Here is a 19,349-nt window from a genome sequence, read left to right on the forward strand (position 1 = left end):
GATGGAGATGTTCAAGATGAAACAATGGAGAAGACTGATTCTGGTAGTTACCCTGCTGATGGCAATCTGCATTTCTGGTGCAATGGCAGACGAGGCAGGAAGCATTGCTTTCCCGGAACTGACGCAGGCAGATTGTGTCTGGGACAGTAATGGATGTCTGGTCAGCGAAACCGTTCATGATCTGGATGGGAAACCAGCGTTGAACAGCCGGGGATTCTACCGGGCGGAATATACCTGGGATGAGCATGGAAATAAGCTTTCTGAGGCTTATTTTGGATTGAACTGGGAGCCGGTGAATAATACGGATGTCGGTTATGCTCGCGCATTATTTACGTATCTGTCATTCGGGGATGAATCTGTTGTTTTGACAGAAGACCGTTATGACGCATCCGGCAAACGGGCGGATATTCCAGGAAGCTACAGTTATCGCCGGGATACTTGGTCAGATAATCATTCTTTGATTTCAACAGAATATTTTGATGCGGATGGCAATCTGACACGGCCGACTGGCGGATATGCACAGGTCTTAAACCAGTACGACATGGGTGAAGAATCATATACGATTACCGAACGCTATCTTGACGCCGATGGTTCGCCGTTGATTGGCGGAGAAGGCGGAGAAGTCGTCAAATATGTTTTTACGACAGCAGACTATCTGATTCATGGAATCCATATTGAGAATAATGCCCTGGACATGATGGTTCCGGAAGCTGAGCAGCAGGGTGGAACAGAAAAAGGGCAGTTGATGCTCTCTGAAGAGATATTTGACGCAACAGGTAAAAAAACGTTGGGATCTGACAGATGGCATAAACAGGTAAACACCTATGATGAACATGCCAATCTGATCCGGTCGGATTTCTTTGATACCAATGGTGACCCGATCCTGAACATGTCCGGATACGCTTCTGTGACTCATGCATATGATGAACGGAATCGGGTTATCGAGACAGCCTATTATGGCTCGGATGGGAACCTGGTAAAGGTGCTCACCGGTTACGCCAAGGTGACTTATGAATATTATCCGAATATGGACCGGATCCATTATGAAAGGTACTTTGGTGCGGACGATCAGCGGACGATGACCACTTATGGTTATTCAATGGCTGAATATGAATATGGTGGACCAGGATATAACTATCGTATTACGTATTATGATACAGTGGATGAATACACGATGAGTCTGTCTGGCCTTGCCAGGGTTGAGTATATTTTCAGCCTGAATAACAACCTCTCTTTGGATCATGAGATGTGGGATGTGTATAATAACAATGTGATCCAGGAGAAGTACTATGGTACAGATATGGAACTGATTCAGATCAAGGCAGGATATGCCGGACTGATCAATACACGCAATGGCTCCGGACAGGTACTTGATACCACGTACTACGATGCCAATTGGAAACCGGTGCGCAATGATGAAACCCAATACGCAACTATTAAATACCGGTATGCCAGCAACGATCCAGAAGCGGCTCCGGTTTATGAAGCATATTTTGATAAAAATGGAAAACCTGTCGAGAGTACAGATGGTTGTTATGCCCGGCGGATGATCTATGGCGGACCGCTGGATAATATGTTGCTGTCAGAAGAATTCCTGGATGAAAACGGAAGGCCGGATACATCTATTTCGACCGGCGCGCATCGGACTACATATAATTATGATGGCAACATGATGCAGACGGCGGTTCAGTATTTTGACGAAAATGGCAATGCGATCAAAGGCAATACCGGATATGCGACACTGCTCAGGGAATATACTGCTGCCGGAAGTCTGCTGTGGGAAGTGACATTGGATCCGGAAAAGAATCCGGTAACGGTTGGCGCCAAGTTTGCCGCACAGGCGCATACCTATGATTATTCCGGACATCATACTGCAGAGAAGTATTTTGCTGCGGACAAATCTGTTCTGACACAAGCGGGAGGTTATGCTTCCATACATTACAGTTATGACCTGGACGGTAATATTATTTCTGTGTCATATTACAATGCTGCGGATGAATTGGTACCGGTCAATGGCAGTGCCCGGATTGAAAGGGAATATGACCGGAAGCACCATATGACTTTAGAAGCGTATTTTGATACCAATCTGCAGCCGGTGCTGATTGGTGAGGGGTATGCCGCCCATCGGATGGAATACGATGAGTTGACAGGACTGATGAGTCGGACAACATATCTGGATACAAGCGGAGTACCCGTGTTGCTTTCCACAGGGTATGCCTCTTTTGAACAATGGTATGATGTAACAGGTACCCTGCTGGTACGTGCCTATTATGATGAGAAGGGGAATCCCATCGTACCCGCTTCTGCCGGATATGCCCGGTTTGAGCGCAAGGTGGATGTACTCGGCAATATACTCGAAGAAGCCAGTTATGATGCGGACGGAGTGCTGATCATTAATCGGGATGGATATGCCGTGCTGGCACAGACATTTGATGACAGCGGGGACTTGACCTCTGTGACATATTTGGGTCAGGAACGTGAACCGGTAGTTACATCTCTTGGCTATGCCCGGACGGAGATTACCTATGATTATGCCGGAAACAAGACCGGGGAAGCATTCTTTGACGAGAAGCTACAGCCGACAAATGTCTATGACGGATATCATCGGGCAGCCTATTCCTGGGATTCGGAAGGCCGCATGCTATCTGAGGAATACTTTGATGCTGAAGGCGGACGGACAGAGTGCCGTCAGGGATATGCTTCCTTTGTATGTGAATATGATGTAAAAGGAAATCTTATTCGTGAGGTTTACTACGATCATAACGGCAAGATTACAAACGTGCTGGCAGGTGCTGCGCGGATAGAGCGGGAATACGATCTGGAAAACCGGTTGCTCAGTGAGCAGTACCTGGATGAAACCGGTGCGCCGTATATGCTTCGTGGTGATTACGCTTCTGTAGTTTATACCTATGACTATATGGGCAATGTCCTGACGGAGTCGTATTACGGACTGGACGAAAAGCCGGTGGTTTCCTCCAAGGGATATGCTAAACGTGTATGCACCTATGATGAATTGGGCAATATGCTGACCGAAGAGTTTTATGATGGTGATGATCACCTGCTGATGCAGACGCTCGGCTACGCCCGGAAAGTCCAGACATTCAATGAGCAGGGATATCTGACCAGTGAAGGATATTTTGATGCGGATGGACGATTTGCTTTGCAGGCGGGCAGGCGTCACAGCTATATTACTTATGAACGGGATATCAATGGTAACTGCACGGAGCAAGCGTGGTTCATCTTCGAAGGCCAGCCGACGATTATGCTGGAAGGCTATAATCGGATTACCCACGAGTATGATGATGCCAATAACTGCATTCTGTCCGTCTATTATAATGACGATGATATTGTGATGCTTGAGGATGGCTATGCAGCCATCAGTTATACTTATGATGCTCGGCACAGGCTGACTCAGGAAAACTATCTGGATGAAAACCTGAAGCGGATTATGACGGGAAAAGGCTTCTCAGCAATTGGCTATACTTACGATAATGCAGGCAACACATTGCAAGTTCGTTACCTGGATGAGAAGGACAACCTGGTGCGTGTTCCGGAAGGCTTCAGCGTCTGGCAGCGGGAATATGATAAATATAACCATGTCATCCTGGAACAATACCTGGACGAGGAAGAACGGATTGCATCTCTTACAAACCGCCAGGTTTCTTTCCGTATTTCCTATGATACCCGGGGCAATCGGACGCGGATTGAATATCTGTCGGCTGCAATGCAGCCGGTGGAGACCGCAATGGGTTATTCTTCCATCGTATATACTTATGATATCCAAGACCGGTGTACCAGTGAGACCTATCTGGACGAAAATGGGAAACCGCATCTGATTTCCGCCGGATATGCCGGTATCAAGTATGAATACGGCAGCCAGGGTAAAGTCTGGCGGACTACATATGTGGACATATCCGGACAGCCGATCCTGTTCAAGGACGGCTATGCAGCATCTGAGTATCTGTATGATGAAAATCTATATATTACTCGCATCAATTACCTGGATGAACAGTACAAACGGATTTATCTCAGTGCCGGATATTCCGCTGTGCTGCGTACTGTGGATAAAAATGGCAGCATACTGACGGAGACGTATCTTGACCTGAATGATTCACCTGTGAAGTGCTCTTCCGGCTATGCTACTCAGCGGAATACATGGGACACGCGGAAACGAATTGTAAAACAGGAATACCTGAATGAAGAAGGTTTGCCTATTGCGCTGCCAACTGAATACAGTGCGGTTGGTTATCAGTATGATAACAGCGATAATCTGATTCGTAAGTCATTCTACAACACAAAAGGCAATCTGACCTGGTGCGAATATGGATACAGCGAGATAACTTATACTTATGATGACCGTAACCACTGCATTGAAGAACATCTCCTGACATCTGCAGGAAAGCCTGCGATTCATACAGGAACCAATTATTCCTGGCTGCGGCGTGAGGTGAACCGGGACGGACGAATTCTTTCCATAAAGTATTACGATGCAGCTGGGCAGCCGGTGTTCTATGCTGGACAGTATGCAGAGATCCGCTATACTTACGATCTGGCCGGTCGGGAAACATCCATCAGTTATTTTGATCGTTCCGGTAATCCATATATGAGCCTTCGCGGATATTCGAAAGCGGAGATGAAGTATAATACGCTGGGTAATCTAATCGAAGAAGCATATTATGATACGGAAGACAATCTGGTGAATACAACAATGGGTTATGCCAGTGTGGTTTACACCTATGATGAACTGGGCAATCTGGAGTTGGAGCAGTATTATGATACTCAGGCACTGGGCGTTGTTCCGAAGGATGAGACATATGCGACTGTGTATGTAGATCATGACGAGCAGGGCCGTACCATCAGTGAGATGTACTTTGATGTTAATAATAATCTGGTCAAAAACCGGGATGGCTATGCGGAACGCACCATCAGTTATTCAGAAAGCGGATTGATTGCTGAAGAACAATATCTGGACGATATGGGAGCACCTGCGGCAGTGGATGGGGCGAATGATCGCTCTGATAAGATTTCAGGTATTCAGGATGAGGCAGAGGGCAATACTGCCCCGGTGTTCAAATACAGCCGCCGTACACTGATCGCAGAAGATGCAGAAGCAGAAACTTATCAGATGCGGGTTGAGGACGAAACAGCCGGAACGGATGCGGCATATGCAGTAATTCTCCAGACATATGACCGCTATGACCGCCCGACTGAAAGCATCTACTGTAAAGCGGATGGCACACCGGCGATTGGTCCGGAGGGCTGCAATAAGGTGGTCCGGGAATATACCAGCCGCGGCCAGGTGTCTCTGATTCGCTACTATGACGAGAACGGCAATGCCACCCAAGTGGACGGAGTATACGGCATCGGCAGGGAATACAATGCATATGCCAACCTGGAAGTCAAAACCTGGCTGGATGCGGATGGAAATCCGATGAAGAATCAGGAAGGATACGCAAAAATCCGGTTTGACTATGATTTGAGTAATATCACTTCGGCAGAGAAGTACTTCCGGTATTATCTGGATGAGGAAGGTCATCCGACTCAGGCACTGAATGATGCCTGGGGTCAGACGACTGTCTATTATCCGGTGACTCAGCTTCACACCCTGACTTATGTCAACCAGAGTGGATATCCGATGATGACGAAGGACGGATACGCCACATTGGAATACAAAGAAGATGACTATGGTAACCGGATTCAGGAATGGTATTACGATGAGAGCCATGTCGCAGTGAATTGTGCGGATGGTTACGCTTCTGTGGAGCGTGGATTCGACAGCGAAGGACGGCTGATCTCCGAGCGCTATTCGGATCGTTACAACAAGCGGACCAACAATGCAGAAGGTGTTGCCAGCTGGAATGGTTACTATGACAACGAAGGCAATCTGGTCATTACCAACCGTTATGACCAGGATCTGAACCAGCTGCCCGTGGAATAACTGTTAATCATTTGAATATGGGTAATTATGGGACAGGACAGAAATCCGACAGAGGTGGATTATGAGGAAAATGATGAAACTGATTGCGGTACTGCTGACAGTATGTCTTCTGATTCCTGCAACAGGTATGGCGGTTGAGGCACGGGAGGATGAACGCGGATGGGTAGATTTCATCCTGGTGTGCAATGAGGGTATGAACAATTCCGGCGGAAATGCGGGGAACACAATGATGGTGGTGTCCATGAATCCGGATACCGGCAAGATCCGCCTGCTGATGATGGCTTGGGATACGTTTATCGATTATCCCGGTTATGACCTGCCACAGAAGATTGATATGCCTTACCGGAATAATGGACCGGAAGAAACCGTAAAGGTCTTCAATGCCAACTTTGGTATGGATATTCAACTATTCATGTCTCTGAATTACCTGAACCTGGCGTCCATGATTGATGAATACGGCGGCGTTACCGTTGATGTCTCCATGGCGGAGCGCAATGCGTTGAACGCAATGGTTGCCTCGAAGAAGGAAGCTATTCTGTCCCAGGTAGACCTTGGATTGCTCAGCCAGATGTTTGTGGATAACCTGGCCCAGGAGAACTACTTGACCGAATATGGTCCCAATACCAAACTGAAAGGCCTGCAGGCAGTCGGATACGGATGGCTGCAATATGACTCAGTATATAATTGCTGCCTTCGCGAAGTGGAAGTCATAGCTTCCCTGTTTGCGAGCGTTGGTAATACCATCCGGGAGAAGGCGGTTCTGTATACTGATGAATATGGTGCTCCGGAGAACCTGAATGGCCGCCGGGCCATCAACCTGGACAATTTGACAGACAGCGATTATTCTTTCTTCCGTGCACAGATGGATCCGATTTTCCAGATGGCGTACCATAATCTTTCTGAGGATGATATTCACAATATTTCTTTGGCGCTTGCCCGGGCTTCCTATACAGGTTCCAGGCAGGGATTCGATATTTTTGACCATCTGGAATACCGGATTTTCCCGTTGGAAGCCAAAGATCCGTATAACTCGGTTGCCGGTACCAAGGGGCATCTCGTGGATTATGCCGCCAATAAAAAAGCTATGGAGGATTTCCTGTTCTCAGAGGAAATGCTGACAACAGAGGAAAAAGAGTGACATTCCGGAAAGCCGCAGTACTGACCGGAATGGCAGGCTGCGACTCCGGGAAACAATAGCCGTTAGGTTTACATGAATCCTTCCCGTGAATCATGGAGAGATTCGTGTATAGCGGAGCTATGCGCAAAAGCACATGAAATATGGCTTTTGATCCGGCTATAATGGAGATGATGCAGGTGTATGCCTACTGTTTCTTCTGTGAAACACAACGCTGTAAGGTAATTGCGGAACTGATTCGAATGAATTATGGATACATCTGTTTTGCACCTCAGATCATCCAGAGGAAATGGATGAAAGGAATACCGACTGAAGAAGCCCATGATTGGCTTCCGGGTTATATATTTATTTATTCTGATGAGAAAATCAATCCGCGCTTTGCGATTGACGGAATTATTCGTTGTCTCGGGAATGAGGAACTGCATGGTCGGGATCGCGAGTTTGCGGAAATGCTGTATCAGCAAAATGGAATAATTGGCAATGCCCCTCTTGTTCAGGAGGGGGATCTTTGTATTTTATCGGATCCATCCTGGCAAGGAATGCATGGAACAGTAATCAAGATGGATCGCGGCCGGAAAAGATGCTGTATAGAATTTGAGTTTGACGGGATTGCCAGAACGATTTGGGTGGGGTATAATCTTTTGGAACCGGATAAATCAACAGAAAACTCATAATAACACAGAGTCGGGTGGTATTCATGACAAAAAGAAAGACGCTTCCGCTTAGCATCATAAAGATTTTGAATACTCTTTTTGTGATGATTCCCTTTTTGCTCTGTTGGTTTCTGTATTATGAACCCATAACGAACACGGCTGAATCCAGGCAGGTTTCCGCCTTGGTTCTTCTTGTTTATTTCTTTATTTTTTATACACTGTGCCTAAAGCTGGATGGATTTCGTGCTTCAGTCATGCGGGTGTCAGAAATGATTTATTCCCAGATTATCGCAGCAGCACTGACAGATGTGTGTGCCGCGGTTGCAATCTGGATGCTGTCCGTTCATTTTCCCAACCTGTTTCCTGGATTCCTTTGTTTTGTAATCCAGTGTGTAATTGTACCGATAGTATGTTTAATAAACCATTCAACATATTACAAAAATCACAGGCCGCAGAAAACACTTGTGGTATATGATGTACGTCAAGGCGCGGAAAACCTGATCAGTGCGTATGGGATGGAGCAGCGCTTTGAAGTAATCGGGGTTTCTCCCATTGAAGAAGTACTCGAGAACATCAGCATCCTTGATCAGGCAGAGGTTGTATTCCTCTGTGGCATTCACAGCAGCGATCGAAATCAGGTGTTGAAGGAATGTATGTATCGGGATCTGCAGGTATATATTATTCCCCGGATTGGTGATGCGCTGATGAGTGGAGCAGAGCAGATGCACATGTTCCATCTGCCTATGCTGCGCAGTAAGCGATACCAGCCCTATTCTGAATACAGGGCGGTAAAGCGTTTTCTGGATATCGTATTTTCTGGAATCGCGCTTGTGCTGTTTTCTCCGATCATGCTGATAACCGCAATTGCGATCAAAACTGACGGCGGTCCGGTATTCTACAAGCAGACCAGGCTGACGATAAATGGAAAGGAATTTAAAATATTGAAATTCCGCAGCATGTGTGTGGATGCGGAGAAGAAGACAGGTGCTGTCCTGAGTTCCGGGAAGGATGATCCTCGGATCACCAAGGTTGGCAAGATTATCCGTGCGTGTCGTGTGGATGAAATGCCCCAGCTGATCAACATTTTTAAGGGGGATATGAGTATTGTGGGCCCCCGCCCGGAACGGCCGGAGATCGCAGCAATTTACGAAGAAGAACTTCCTGAATTCAAACTGCGCCTGCAGGCAAAAGCTGGCCTGACAGGCTACGCTCAGGTATACGGAAAATACAATACAACGCCATATGACAAGCTGCTGATGGACCTGATTTATATTTCATGCGCTTCTTTATTTGTGGATCTGAGAATCGGAATTGAAACACTGCGTATTCTGTTTGATAAGCGTAGTACAGAAGGCCTCGATGATGAAAGCGTAATGCTGATTTACAGCGAAAGAAGAAACAAAAAAAGTGAATAATGATAAGATAATTTCAATTCAAATGGATTTGTTTACAAAACAGTGGGATAAATAATTCATTTCATCCTATAAGTGATAAATCAATTATGAAAGGCGATTCATTATGCCCAAAGTAACAGTGATTATCCCGGCATACAATGCGGAACCTTATATTGAACAGTGTGCAAATTCTATTTTGCATCAATCATTATCTGACATTGAAATCATCTTCATTGATGATGGCAGCACGGATCAAACGGGTTCTATTCTTAACAGGCTAACAATGGGATATCCTAACGCCCGCGTTATTCACCAGGAAAACAAAGGACTGTACAAGACAAGAGAAACAGGCTTGTCATTAGCGACAGGTGACTATATCGGCTGGGTTGATGCAGATGATTATGTAGAGAAAGAGATGTTTGAAATTCTTTACATGGCTGCAGTTGAAAATAACAGCGAGCTTGTCATTTGCGATTATTCTTGGTTCCCGGAGAAGATAGCCACCAAAGAGAAATGGTTCAGACAATACAGGGGCAAAGCTGATACGACATTTGTTGAACGCAATTCCCAACCCTGGAATAAGATTGTAAAGCGTGAATTGATGGAGCGACTGGGGATTGGACAATATTTCACTACCTGTTTTGATGAGATTTACATTCGCATTCTGATGGAGGCGAAGAATCCTGTTACAATCGATCAACCGCTTTATAACTACAGAGTCGGTGGGGGGACAATGAGTTCCTCCTATAAGAATGTGGCTCACTATCGGCGTTTTGTGGTTGCTTCTGAAAACTTGCAAAAAGTGATGCGACCAATTGTCAAAGATAAGTATTGGCAAGATTACTTTGACTATCGTGTCGCTTATTATCTTCTTATGACAATGGTTGTTGCTGCAAATTCGGGAGATAAAGCAGCATATACGCAGAACAGAAGAGAATTGCTCGGGTTAAAACCTGCCTATAACAAGAACCAACACTATTGGAGAATTCTTAAGGAAAACTACGGCTTCCTGAAAGCAACCGTCATCGGCGGTGTAATCCCAATGGGATACACAATTGCTCATTGGGCATGCCGGATTGGAATCAAATAAATCGGAGTGATCGGATGCGTTTATTGTATTTTGTGCAGTATTTTCCACCTGAAAAAGCATCGGGATTACCGTTGGTCACAGACATGATTGAAGGCTTTGCGCAGCATGGCTGGGATGTTGATGTATATATACCAACTCCGACAAGAGGAGTGACGGATGAAGTCCGCAGGGAGTATGCCAGGAAGCGGAAGGAAATACTTTGTAACGGAAAACTGAAGATTCATCGTATGCATCTGTACCGGGAAGGGACAGATATGCTGCAAAGGACGATTCGTTATTGTCTGTTTAGCCTGCAATGCCTTGTGCGGGGTCTTTTCCTTCCGGCTGATGCCATTTTTACAGGGGGCGGACCACCCACACAGGGCCTGATTGGCGGATTGATTCATAAATGGACAAAAAAGAAATTTATCTTTAATCCACAGGATCTGTTTCCGGATTCATTGGTTGTTGCGGGGGAGGCAACAGAAGACTCCAGGATTGTAAAGCTTGGCCGGAAGATGGAACGCTTTGCCTATAAGAACGCGGACGTGATCATTACAATCACTGAAGATATGGCGGAGAATATCCGATCAAAGACGGAAGACAAAAGCAAGGTACATGTTGTCAGGAACTGGATTGATACGGAGAAAGTCAGGCCAATCAGCCGGAATGACAATCCATTATTCGATGAACTTCAGCTGGATCGGAACAAGTTCTATGTAGTCTATGCAGGAAATATTGGGAAAATGCAGGGCCTGGAAGTAGTTGTTGAAGCTGCGGAACTTCTCCAGGATAGAGAAACCGTTGAGTTTATAATCTTCGGTAACGGAAGTGAAGAAGAGAATATCAGGAAGATGGTGAAAGAAAAAGGATTACACAATCTGCAGATGTTTCCGCTGCAGCCCCTTGAACGCGTTTCTGAAGTATATAGCCTTGGCAATATATCGGTTATTACCTGCAAGGCTGGTACCGGCGGTGCCGGAATGCCGAGTAAGACATGGACGATTATGGCTGCGGGGACAGCGGTTCTTGGATCTTTTGATACGGATGGTGAGATGGATAATACTTTGCGGGAAGCGAAGTGTGGATATTGTGTTGATGCCGGTGATGCCGGCAAACTGGCACAATCTGTTATGCAGCTCTGTGCCGAACCTCAAAAAGCTGTGATTATGGGAGAAAATGCACGTCAGTATGCTGAGAAGTATGTTGGGAAAGAGAAAGCAGTGGCCCAATATATTGATATCATTGAGCAAACGGTTCGATGAGTCTGTTTTCTGATATTCATTACTCAAACGAGGTAGAGAAAATGCGGGTATGTATAATAGCTGCGAATAATATCCGGTATTCACCTTACATTTTCTTTTATACCAAGATATTGGACAGCATAGGAGTCCAATATGAATTGATTGTTCCTGATCGAAACGGGATACAGGAAGAGTTTGAAAAACCTTTACATATATTACCGTGGGATCAGAATCGTGGAACACTTCAGAACTATATTACCTATACGAATAGGGTAAAGAAGAAACTGAATAAGAGAAACTTTGATATTATTATTGTTTTAACGGGTGTTATTGCTGCATTCCTTGGCTTATGGCTGAAGAGGAACTATTCCGGAAGGTACATCGTTGATATCAGGGATTATTCACATGAGAATATTTACCCCTATTTTCTTCTTGAGAAGAAAGCTGTTGAAAACTCACTGATGAATGTAATCTCATCACAGAGATTCACAGCTTTTTTACCGAAAGCGCAATATTATGTCTGCCATAATACCAACGTTGATACTTCCGTGGAGAAACATTCTTTTCAGCGCGCAGAAGAGCCTATCAGGATTGGATATGTTGGCAGTCTTTTCTATGCTGAACAGTGTAAAAAACTCATGCGGTTGGTATCAAAAGACAATCGATTCCGCTTTGACTTTTATGGAACAAGTGACCAGGAAAGCATCCTGAAAGAAGCAGCAAATGAGTTGCAGACTGACCGGATTGCGTTTTATGGCGCGTACGAACCGAGACAGAAGGGTGAGATTATCCGGAAGGTGGATATCCTGTTCAATGCATACGGTAACGGATGCCAGCTGCTGGACTGCGCCTTGTCAAACAAACTGTATGACGCATTGATATACCGGAAGCCAATTCTTACGAGCCCCGATACATATATGACAGAGATGGCCGGGCCGCTGGCGTTTCCCATTGATCTGTCCGATGATAAGGCGCTGGATCAACTGTATAACTGGTATCAGAAGATCGATGGACAGGAAGCAGACAGTTATGCGGCCAGAATGATGGACAATATCGAAAAAGAAAATTGCGAAACAAAAAGAAAGATTGCGGACTGTATTTTGGGTATGGTCCGGAAAGACTCAGGCAAATAACCAATTCATATATCTGAGAAGCATACCGGGTGGTGATTTGAATGGCGGAACTGCAAAAGCAGAAGGTCCTGGTTTCAGTCGATACGGAAGGCCCTGACGGAGCATTGCCTGTAGAACGAATGATCTACAGCAGAACTGCGGACGGTAAAGAATACGGCATTAATTTCCTGATGGATTATTTTGACAAAGAAGGAGTCAGAGCATTATTCTTTGTTGATATTCCGGAAATCGTGGATCATGGGGAAGACAAAATCACCAAAGTGATGCTGGATATAGCATCGAGAGGACATGATGTCGGGGTGCATGTACATCCGGACCATATGTCGGACATTAATCGGCGTTATTTGTGGCAGTACTCTTATGATGAGCAGTATGAGATTATTGCCAGGTCTACAGAATTCTATGAGAAAGTGCTGAAGAAATCCCCGCTGTCTTTCCGGGCTGGAAGATACGGAGCGAATAATGATACGATTGAGGTTCTGAAAAAGCTGGGTTATCTGTATGATATGAGTCATTTTTATGCCAGCCGGTATTGTCTGATTGATCCGCCTGTGACATGGAACAGGGTGGTCAGGTACGGGAACAGCCAACTGAAGGAAGTTCCCGTGACTACATTAAGAAGCTTCTCTACCCCCTTCTATCAAAGGAATGACCAGATAGATTCGGGGTTGATTCCGGGTGAATTCAGGCGATATATGAAAGAAATAATGAAGACAGGATCAGTTGATGTTGTCTCCATGTTTTTTCATAGCTTCCAGTTTATTGATTGGAGAGTAAATCCGGACAATCCCAAGTTTTCGAAAGGAAAGTATAATCGGGTTATTGCCAACATGAAACATTTGAAAGAACTGGGAGTAGATTTTATTGCGGAAAAAGACCTCGCCGGTCTCGTGGAAAATTCTGATGATAAATTGGGCCCGGTTGACGTATCTAAAGGTCTGAGTGCGTATTATTATTTTGTTATCCGTGCTGCAGGTGTGCTTAAGTCCAAACTGATCCGAAATATCTGATTCGTACCTCAGGATGTATTGACTACGAATGGTAAAAGGGAGAACAAATATGAGTTCATTTAACGGAGCCACACTAATGATCACCGGCGGTACCGGTTCTTTTGGACATACCGTCCTCAAACACTTTCTGACCTCCGACATCGGTCAGATCCGGATCTTCTCCCGGGATGAGAAAAAGCAGGATGACATGCGCCATGAACTGCAGGCCAGATTTCCGGAATATGCTTCCAAGGTGAAGTTCTATGTAGGAGATGTCCGGGATCCGCGCTCTGTTGCGGATGCCATGCCCGGCGTGGATTACATCTTCCATGCTGCGGCCCTGAAGCAGGTGCCGTCCTGTGAATTTTTCCCGATGCAGGCGGTGAAGACCAATGTGGAAGGAACGGACAACGTCCTGCATGCGGCGATTGATGCCGGTGTAAAACGGGTTGTTTGCCTTTCTACCGATAAAGCAGCATACCCGATTAATGCCATGGGCATTTCCAAAGCCATGATGGAACACGTGATTACCGCCAATGCCCGTGTGGCCGCGGAACGCGGCGGCACGGTGATCTGCTGCACACGGTACGGAAACGTCATGTGCTCCCGCGGCTCTGTAATTCCGCTCTTTATTGACCAGATCAAGGCCGGCAATCCGATTACTATCACAAATCCTGCCATGACCCGGTTCCTGATGAACCTGGATGAAGCGGTGGAACTGGTGCGGTTTGCCTTTGAACATGCGAATCCCGGAGACCTGTTCATCCAGAAGGCAGACGCTTCCACAATCGGAGACCTGGCCAAGGGCGTACAGCGGCTCTTCGGCGATACGGGCACCAACATCATCGGTACCCGCCATGGTGAGAAACTGTACGAGACGCTGATGACCCGTGAGGAACGGCTCCGCTCTGAAGATATGGGGAATTACTTCCGTGTCGCCGCAGATAACCGCGACCTGAACTATGACAAATACTTCGTCAAGGGCGAAGTGGTCACGGAAGCGGATGACAGCTATACCAGCCACAATACCAAGCTGCTGGATGTGGATGGTGTTGTTGAAAAGATCCTGACCACGGATTATGTGAAGGAAGCACTGGAAAACAAGTGAGGAAATGAAAATGGCTGAATGGAAGAATAACGGCAAGATCAAACTCCTGATTATCGTCGGGACCCGGCCGGAGATTATCCGGCTGGCTGCGACGATTAAGCGGTGCCGGGAGTACTTTGACTGTATTGTGGCGCATACCGGCCAGAACTATGACAGGACACTGAACGATGTGTTCTGGAGTGATTTTGACCTCGGCGGACCGGATATCTATATGGATGCGGTGGGAGAGAACCTCGGCCAGACCTGCGGGAATATCATTGCGCGTTCCTATGAGCTGATGGTCGACATCAAGCCGGAAGCGCTGCTGATCCTGGGCGATACAAACTCCTGTTTGTCTGCCATTTCCGCCAAGCGCCTGCATATCCCGATCTTCCATATGGAAGCCGGGAACCGCTGCAAGGATGAGTGCCTGCCGGAAGAAACCAACCGCCGGATCGTGGATGTGATCTCGGACGTCAATCTTCCGTACAGCGAGCCGGCCCGGAAGTATCTGCATGAGATGGGGATGCCAAAGGAGCGGACCTATGTAACAGGTTCTCCCATGGCGGAGGTGCTCCACGGGAACCTGGACAAGATCCTGGCCAGCGATGTGCTGGACAGGATGGGATTGGAACCCGGAAAATATATCCTGCTCTCGGCTCATCGGGAAGAGAATATCGATACGGACAAGAACTTTACTTCTCTTTTTATGGCAATCAACAAGCTGGCAGAGAAGTATGACGTGCCGATTCTGTATTCCTGCCATCCAAGGTCCAGGAAAAAACTGGAAGCGACAGGTTTCAAACTGGATCCCCGTGTGCGGGTGAATGAACCGCTGGGGTTCAATGATTACAACAAACTCCAGATGAATGCCCTGGCTGTGGTTTCGGATTCCGGGACCCTGCCGGAGGAAAGCTCCTTCTATCTTTCCATCGGGCATCCGATCGCGGCGGTCTGCATCCGCACTTCCACTGAACGTCCGGAAGCACTGGAAGCTGGCGACTTCATTCTTGCCGGAATTTCCACGAAGGAACTGCTCCAGGCAACGGATATGGCCATTGAAATGAAACAGAAGAATGTGCTGGGACATCCCTGTATTGATTATACTGATGAATGCGTCAGCATGAAGGTGGTCCGGATTATCCAGGGATACGTCAATGTGGTCAACAGGATGGTTTGGAGGAAAGAACTGTGAATATTTTAGTCACAGGCGCCAAAGGAATGGTTGGCACAGCGCTTGTCAATAACTTGAAGAATATCCGGGACGGGAAGAACCGCACCCGTCCGGGAATTCAGATTGATGAGATCTATGCCTATGATATCGACAATACTCCGGAGGAACTGAATGAGTACTGTTCCAAAGCAGATTTCGTATTCAATCTGGCCGGCGTGAACCGTCCAAAGGACCAGAGTGAATTCATGGCCGGGAACTTTGGCTTCGCGTCCACCTTGCTGGATACCCTGAAGAAGCATAACAACAAGGCTTCGGTGATGCTCTCTTCTTCCATCCAGGCAACGTTGATTGGGCGCTACGGGCAAAGCGATTACGGAAAGAGCAAATTGGCAGGGGAGGAACTGTTCTTCCAGTACGGGAAAGAACAGAAAGTTAAGATTGCGGTTTACCGTTTCCCGAACCTGATGGGACACAGCAGGCCAAACTACAACTCTGCCGTGTCAACTTTCTGTAATGCAATCGCTAATGACCTGCCGTATACCGTATCGGACCAGAGCAATGAAGTGGAACTGCTTTATATTAATGACCTGGTGGAAGGCATGTTGGATTTGCTGGAAGGCAAGGAACAGCATTGTGAGTACGACGGACTGAAACCTGTGGCGGATCCGAACGGGAAATACTGTTATGTTCCGGTAACCCATAAGGTAACACTGGGTGAGATCATCGATCTCCTGCAGGAATTCAAGCAGCAGCCGGTGTCCCTGCTGATGCCGAAGATGCCGGAGGGCTCGTTCGCGAAGAAACTCTTTTCTCTGTATCTGACCTACCTGCCGAAGGAAGCGTTCAGGTACCAGCTGAAGATGAACTGTGACAACCGCGGCAGCTTCACGGAACTGGTTCATACAGAAGACTGCGGGCAGGTATCGATCAATATTAGCAAGCCGGGAATCACCAAGGGCCAGCACTGGCACAACAGCAAGTGGGAACAGTTTATCGTGGTCCACGGCCATGGCCTGATCCAGGAACGGAACATCAACACGAACGAGATGGTGGAGTTTGAGGTCTCTGGGGACAAGATTGAAGCCATTTACATGATCCCGGGGTGGACGCACAACATCATCAATCTGTCGGAAACCGAGGACCTGGTTACTGTGATGACCTGCAATGAAGTATTCAATCCAGGGAAACCGGATACGTTTGGAGAACCGGTATAAATCCAATACTTAGAATCAGGAGAGAAGCATGCTGTTCTCAGTTATTATTCCTGTGTACAACGTGGAAAAATATCTGGATGCCTGTGTCCAGTCGGTATTGGATCAGGATTGTTCCGATTATGAACTGATTCTTGTGGACGATGGCAGCACAGATCGTTCCGGAGAAATCTGCGACGAATATGAAAAGAAGGATAACAGAGTGAAGGTTATCCATCAGGAAAATGGCGGATTATCCTGTGCAAGAAATACAGGGATCAGGGCAGCAAAAGGCGATTACCTGGTTTTTATTGACAGCGATGACTGGATTGACAATAATTCTCTGGATGCATTTGAGAAGATTATCGCGAAATCACGCCCTGAAATCATTGAAACGAAACTTGTCGAAGAATATGAAGGTAGGACGGTTATTAAGGATCAGCACTATTCAGCCTACCTGAAACAGCCGTTTACCCGGGAACGGGCATTGAACTGGATCTTATATGAAACAGAGGATACCTGGCCGGCACCCAAACGGATCTGCAATCGTGAGTTTATCATGAACAATGATCTATTCTTTGCTGAAGGTCGCTTACAGGAAGATATTGACTGGACGACCAGACTATGCTGCTGCGCAGGATCCTTTGAGGGATATGACGCGTCCTGGTATCATTACAGGATGAAGCGGGAAGGATCTATCACCAATAATATCCACGCCAAATATATCACAGATGTGATTGAGATGGCGGCGGCAGACAGGGAACTGTGCGATTCGGGCGATGAATTCTCGATCAAAGCATTTATTGAAATGATCGGTTCGGTGTATATTGCCATTAATCTGTATAAATACTGCAGTAAGGGAGACAAGAAAAAAGTCAGTTCATGCATTAAGCAGAATAAATGGATCTTTGACTATACGCCTGCATTGAAGTATAAGATTTTTGCTGTAGTTGCCAGGTGCCTGGGAGTAGATATTTCATTGGCATTGTTGTCTATTGCGAAATAACAACCGGGAGACAGGAAAAAGAGATATCACATGAGCAGATACATTAAAGAGAAAGCAGATATACAGAGCAGCTTTTTCTGGAAAACGGGCATTGCGGTTATATTTTTGTATCTGGCAGCTGCTTTTCCGGGAACAACGCTATTCGGATCGTTTCCGATGCAAAGAGTTAGCCTGTTATTGCTGCTGGGGCACGGGGCCATTACAATTGCGTTTACTATCAGGCAGGGTTTTAAACTGTCGAAGCATATGATATGGTATGGTGCTTTTGCCGCGCTCTGTTTTCTTTCCCTTGCAATCTCAGGTGGAAAGCTTGATAATAGTGACATCTATTCCGTTGCGATTTGTTTTACCCTTACGGTTATTCACTCCTTTTATATCAAGAGCAAAGCGGCGTTCAACAGTGTATGCTGGTGTTATGTGATTGTTTGCATAATCAATACGATTCTCCTTTTGGCAAGCAACTCGCTGGTTCTAAGGACAGGCGAACGTCTTGGAGATAATTTGTCGATTAATGCCAATGTTTTAGCTTTGTATTTTATGTATGGAACGGTCTATGCGATCTGGCTGTTCTTCTGTGAGAATAACCGACGCATGAGACTGGTTTTGTTATGCATTATTGTTTTTATTTCATATCCGCTGATCCTGACAGGCGGAAGGAAATTCTTTATTTGCCCTATTCTGTTCATAATCATTGTGCTTTTAATGAATTCTGATGCAGGCAAAAAAAACCACAGGATGAGGAATGTCTGTATAATCGGCGTAATATTGCTGGTTTCATGGATCTTGGTTATGAATGTTCCGGCTTTATACAGTGCGTTGGGGAAACGGATGGAGGGACTGTTTAATTCATTTACAGGCAAGGGAGAAGTGGAAGAATCCGCCCAGGCACGTGAACAACTGAGGAAACTGGCTGTTTGGGGATGGTTGGATAGTCCGATTTGGGGAAACGGATTTGATACATTCAAATATTACAGCTATAAAAATGGTATGCCTCTGTTTTATTCTCATTGCAACTATACAGAATTATTATTCAGTGGAGGTGTTATCCTTTTTGCAGCCTACTATTGGTTCTTTGGGATGATACTATGGAAATGCTTTACGGATAAACGTATCCCGATTAAGCAAAGATCATTATGTGCTGCGGGAATTTTAATGCAACTGATGTATGATTATGGCGGTGTGTCATATAATGAGTATCATAACCAATTGTTTATGTATATGTTATTCTGCACCCTGAGTGTAATAAAGAATAAAGACAGTCACATGGCGGAGGAAAGCTTGTTGAATCACAGTGATTCACATTATCTAATCAAATAAACTATAATATTTGACTGCCT

The 19,349-nt window shown here is 46.1% G+C and carries 13 protein-coding genes; all 13 read left to right on the forward strand.

The window, feature by feature from the left end; translation table 11 throughout:
- Position 1: 1 nt before the first annotated feature.
- Positions 2–5,938 (forward strand): hypothetical protein, encoded by a 5,937-nt coding sequence (locus tag JNO48_09220; protein QTE67383.1) that lies wholly within the window; start codon positions 2–4, stop codon positions 5,936–5,938.
- A 70-nt stretch (positions 5,939–6,008) separates the two neighbouring features.
- Positions 6,009–7,076, forward strand: coding sequence for an LCP family protein (locus JNO48_09225; GenBank protein QTE67384.1), 1,068 nt, complete (start codon positions 6,009–6,011; stop codon positions 7,074–7,076).
- 140 nt (positions 7,077–7,216) lie between these two features.
- Positions 7,217–7,747 (forward strand): hypothetical protein, encoded by a 531-nt coding sequence (locus JNO48_09230; GenBank protein ID QTE67385.1) that lies wholly within the window; start codon positions 7,217–7,219, stop codon positions 7,745–7,747.
- 23 nt (positions 7,748–7,770) lie between these two features.
- Entirely contained in the window at positions 7,771–9,141 is a 1,371-nt protein-coding gene (locus tag JNO48_09235) for an exopolysaccharide biosynthesis polyprenyl glycosylphosphotransferase (GenBank protein ID QTE67386.1), read from the forward strand.
- Positions 9,142–9,244: 103 nt separating this feature from the next.
- Complete coding sequence (locus JNO48_09240) at positions 9,245–10,210, forward strand: glycosyltransferase (protein ID QTE67387.1); 966 nt, start codon at positions 9,245–9,247, stop codon at positions 10,208–10,210.
- Between the two features lie 14 nt (positions 10,211–10,224).
- Positions 10,225–11,454 (forward strand): glycosyltransferase family 4 protein, encoded by a 1,230-nt coding sequence (locus JNO48_09245; protein ID QTE67388.1) that lies wholly within the window; start codon positions 10,225–10,227, stop codon positions 11,452–11,454.
- Between the two features lie 137 nt (positions 11,455–11,591).
- A complete protein-coding gene (locus tag JNO48_09250) occupies positions 11,592–12,566 on the forward strand; it encodes a hypothetical protein (GenBank protein QTE67389.1) in 975 nt (324 codons plus the stop codon).
- A 41-nt stretch (positions 12,567–12,607) separates the two neighbouring features.
- Entirely contained in the window at positions 12,608–13,576 is a 969-nt protein-coding gene (locus JNO48_09255) for a polysaccharide deacetylase family protein (protein ID QTE67390.1), read from the forward strand.
- 49 nt (positions 13,577–13,625) lie between these two features.
- Positions 13,626–14,663 (forward strand): polysaccharide biosynthesis protein, encoded by a 1,038-nt coding sequence (locus JNO48_09260; protein ID QTE67391.1) that lies wholly within the window; start codon positions 13,626–13,628, stop codon positions 14,661–14,663.
- Between the two features lie 4 nt (positions 14,664–14,667).
- On the forward strand, positions 14,668–15,837 hold the full coding sequence (locus JNO48_09265) for a UDP-N-acetyl glucosamine 2-epimerase (GenBank protein ID QTE67392.1): 1,170 nt from the start codon (positions 14,668–14,670) through the stop codon (positions 15,835–15,837).
- Entirely contained in the window at positions 15,756–17,030 is a 1,275-nt protein-coding gene (locus tag JNO48_09270; protein ID QTE67393.1) for an NAD-dependent epimerase/dehydratase family protein, read from the forward strand. The genes JNO48_09265 and JNO48_09270 overlap by 82 nt, the downstream gene beginning before the upstream one ends.
- Before the next feature lie 28 nt (positions 17,031–17,058).
- Positions 17,059–18,012, forward strand: a complete 954-nt coding sequence (locus JNO48_09275; GenBank protein ID QTE67394.1) for a glycosyltransferase — start codon at positions 17,059–17,061, stop codon at positions 18,010–18,012.
- A 30-nt stretch (positions 18,013–18,042) separates the two neighbouring features.
- Positions 18,043–19,329, forward strand: a complete 1,287-nt coding sequence (locus tag JNO48_09280; GenBank protein QTE67395.1) for a hypothetical protein — start codon at positions 18,043–18,045, stop codon at positions 19,327–19,329.
- Positions 19,330–19,349: the final 20 nt, after the last annotated feature.

It is taken from the genome of Clostridiales bacterium, from assembly GCA_017569285.1.
In the GTDB taxonomy this organism is placed as follows: domain Bacteria; phylum Bacillota; class Clostridia; order Christensenellales; family Aristaeellaceae; genus Aristaeella.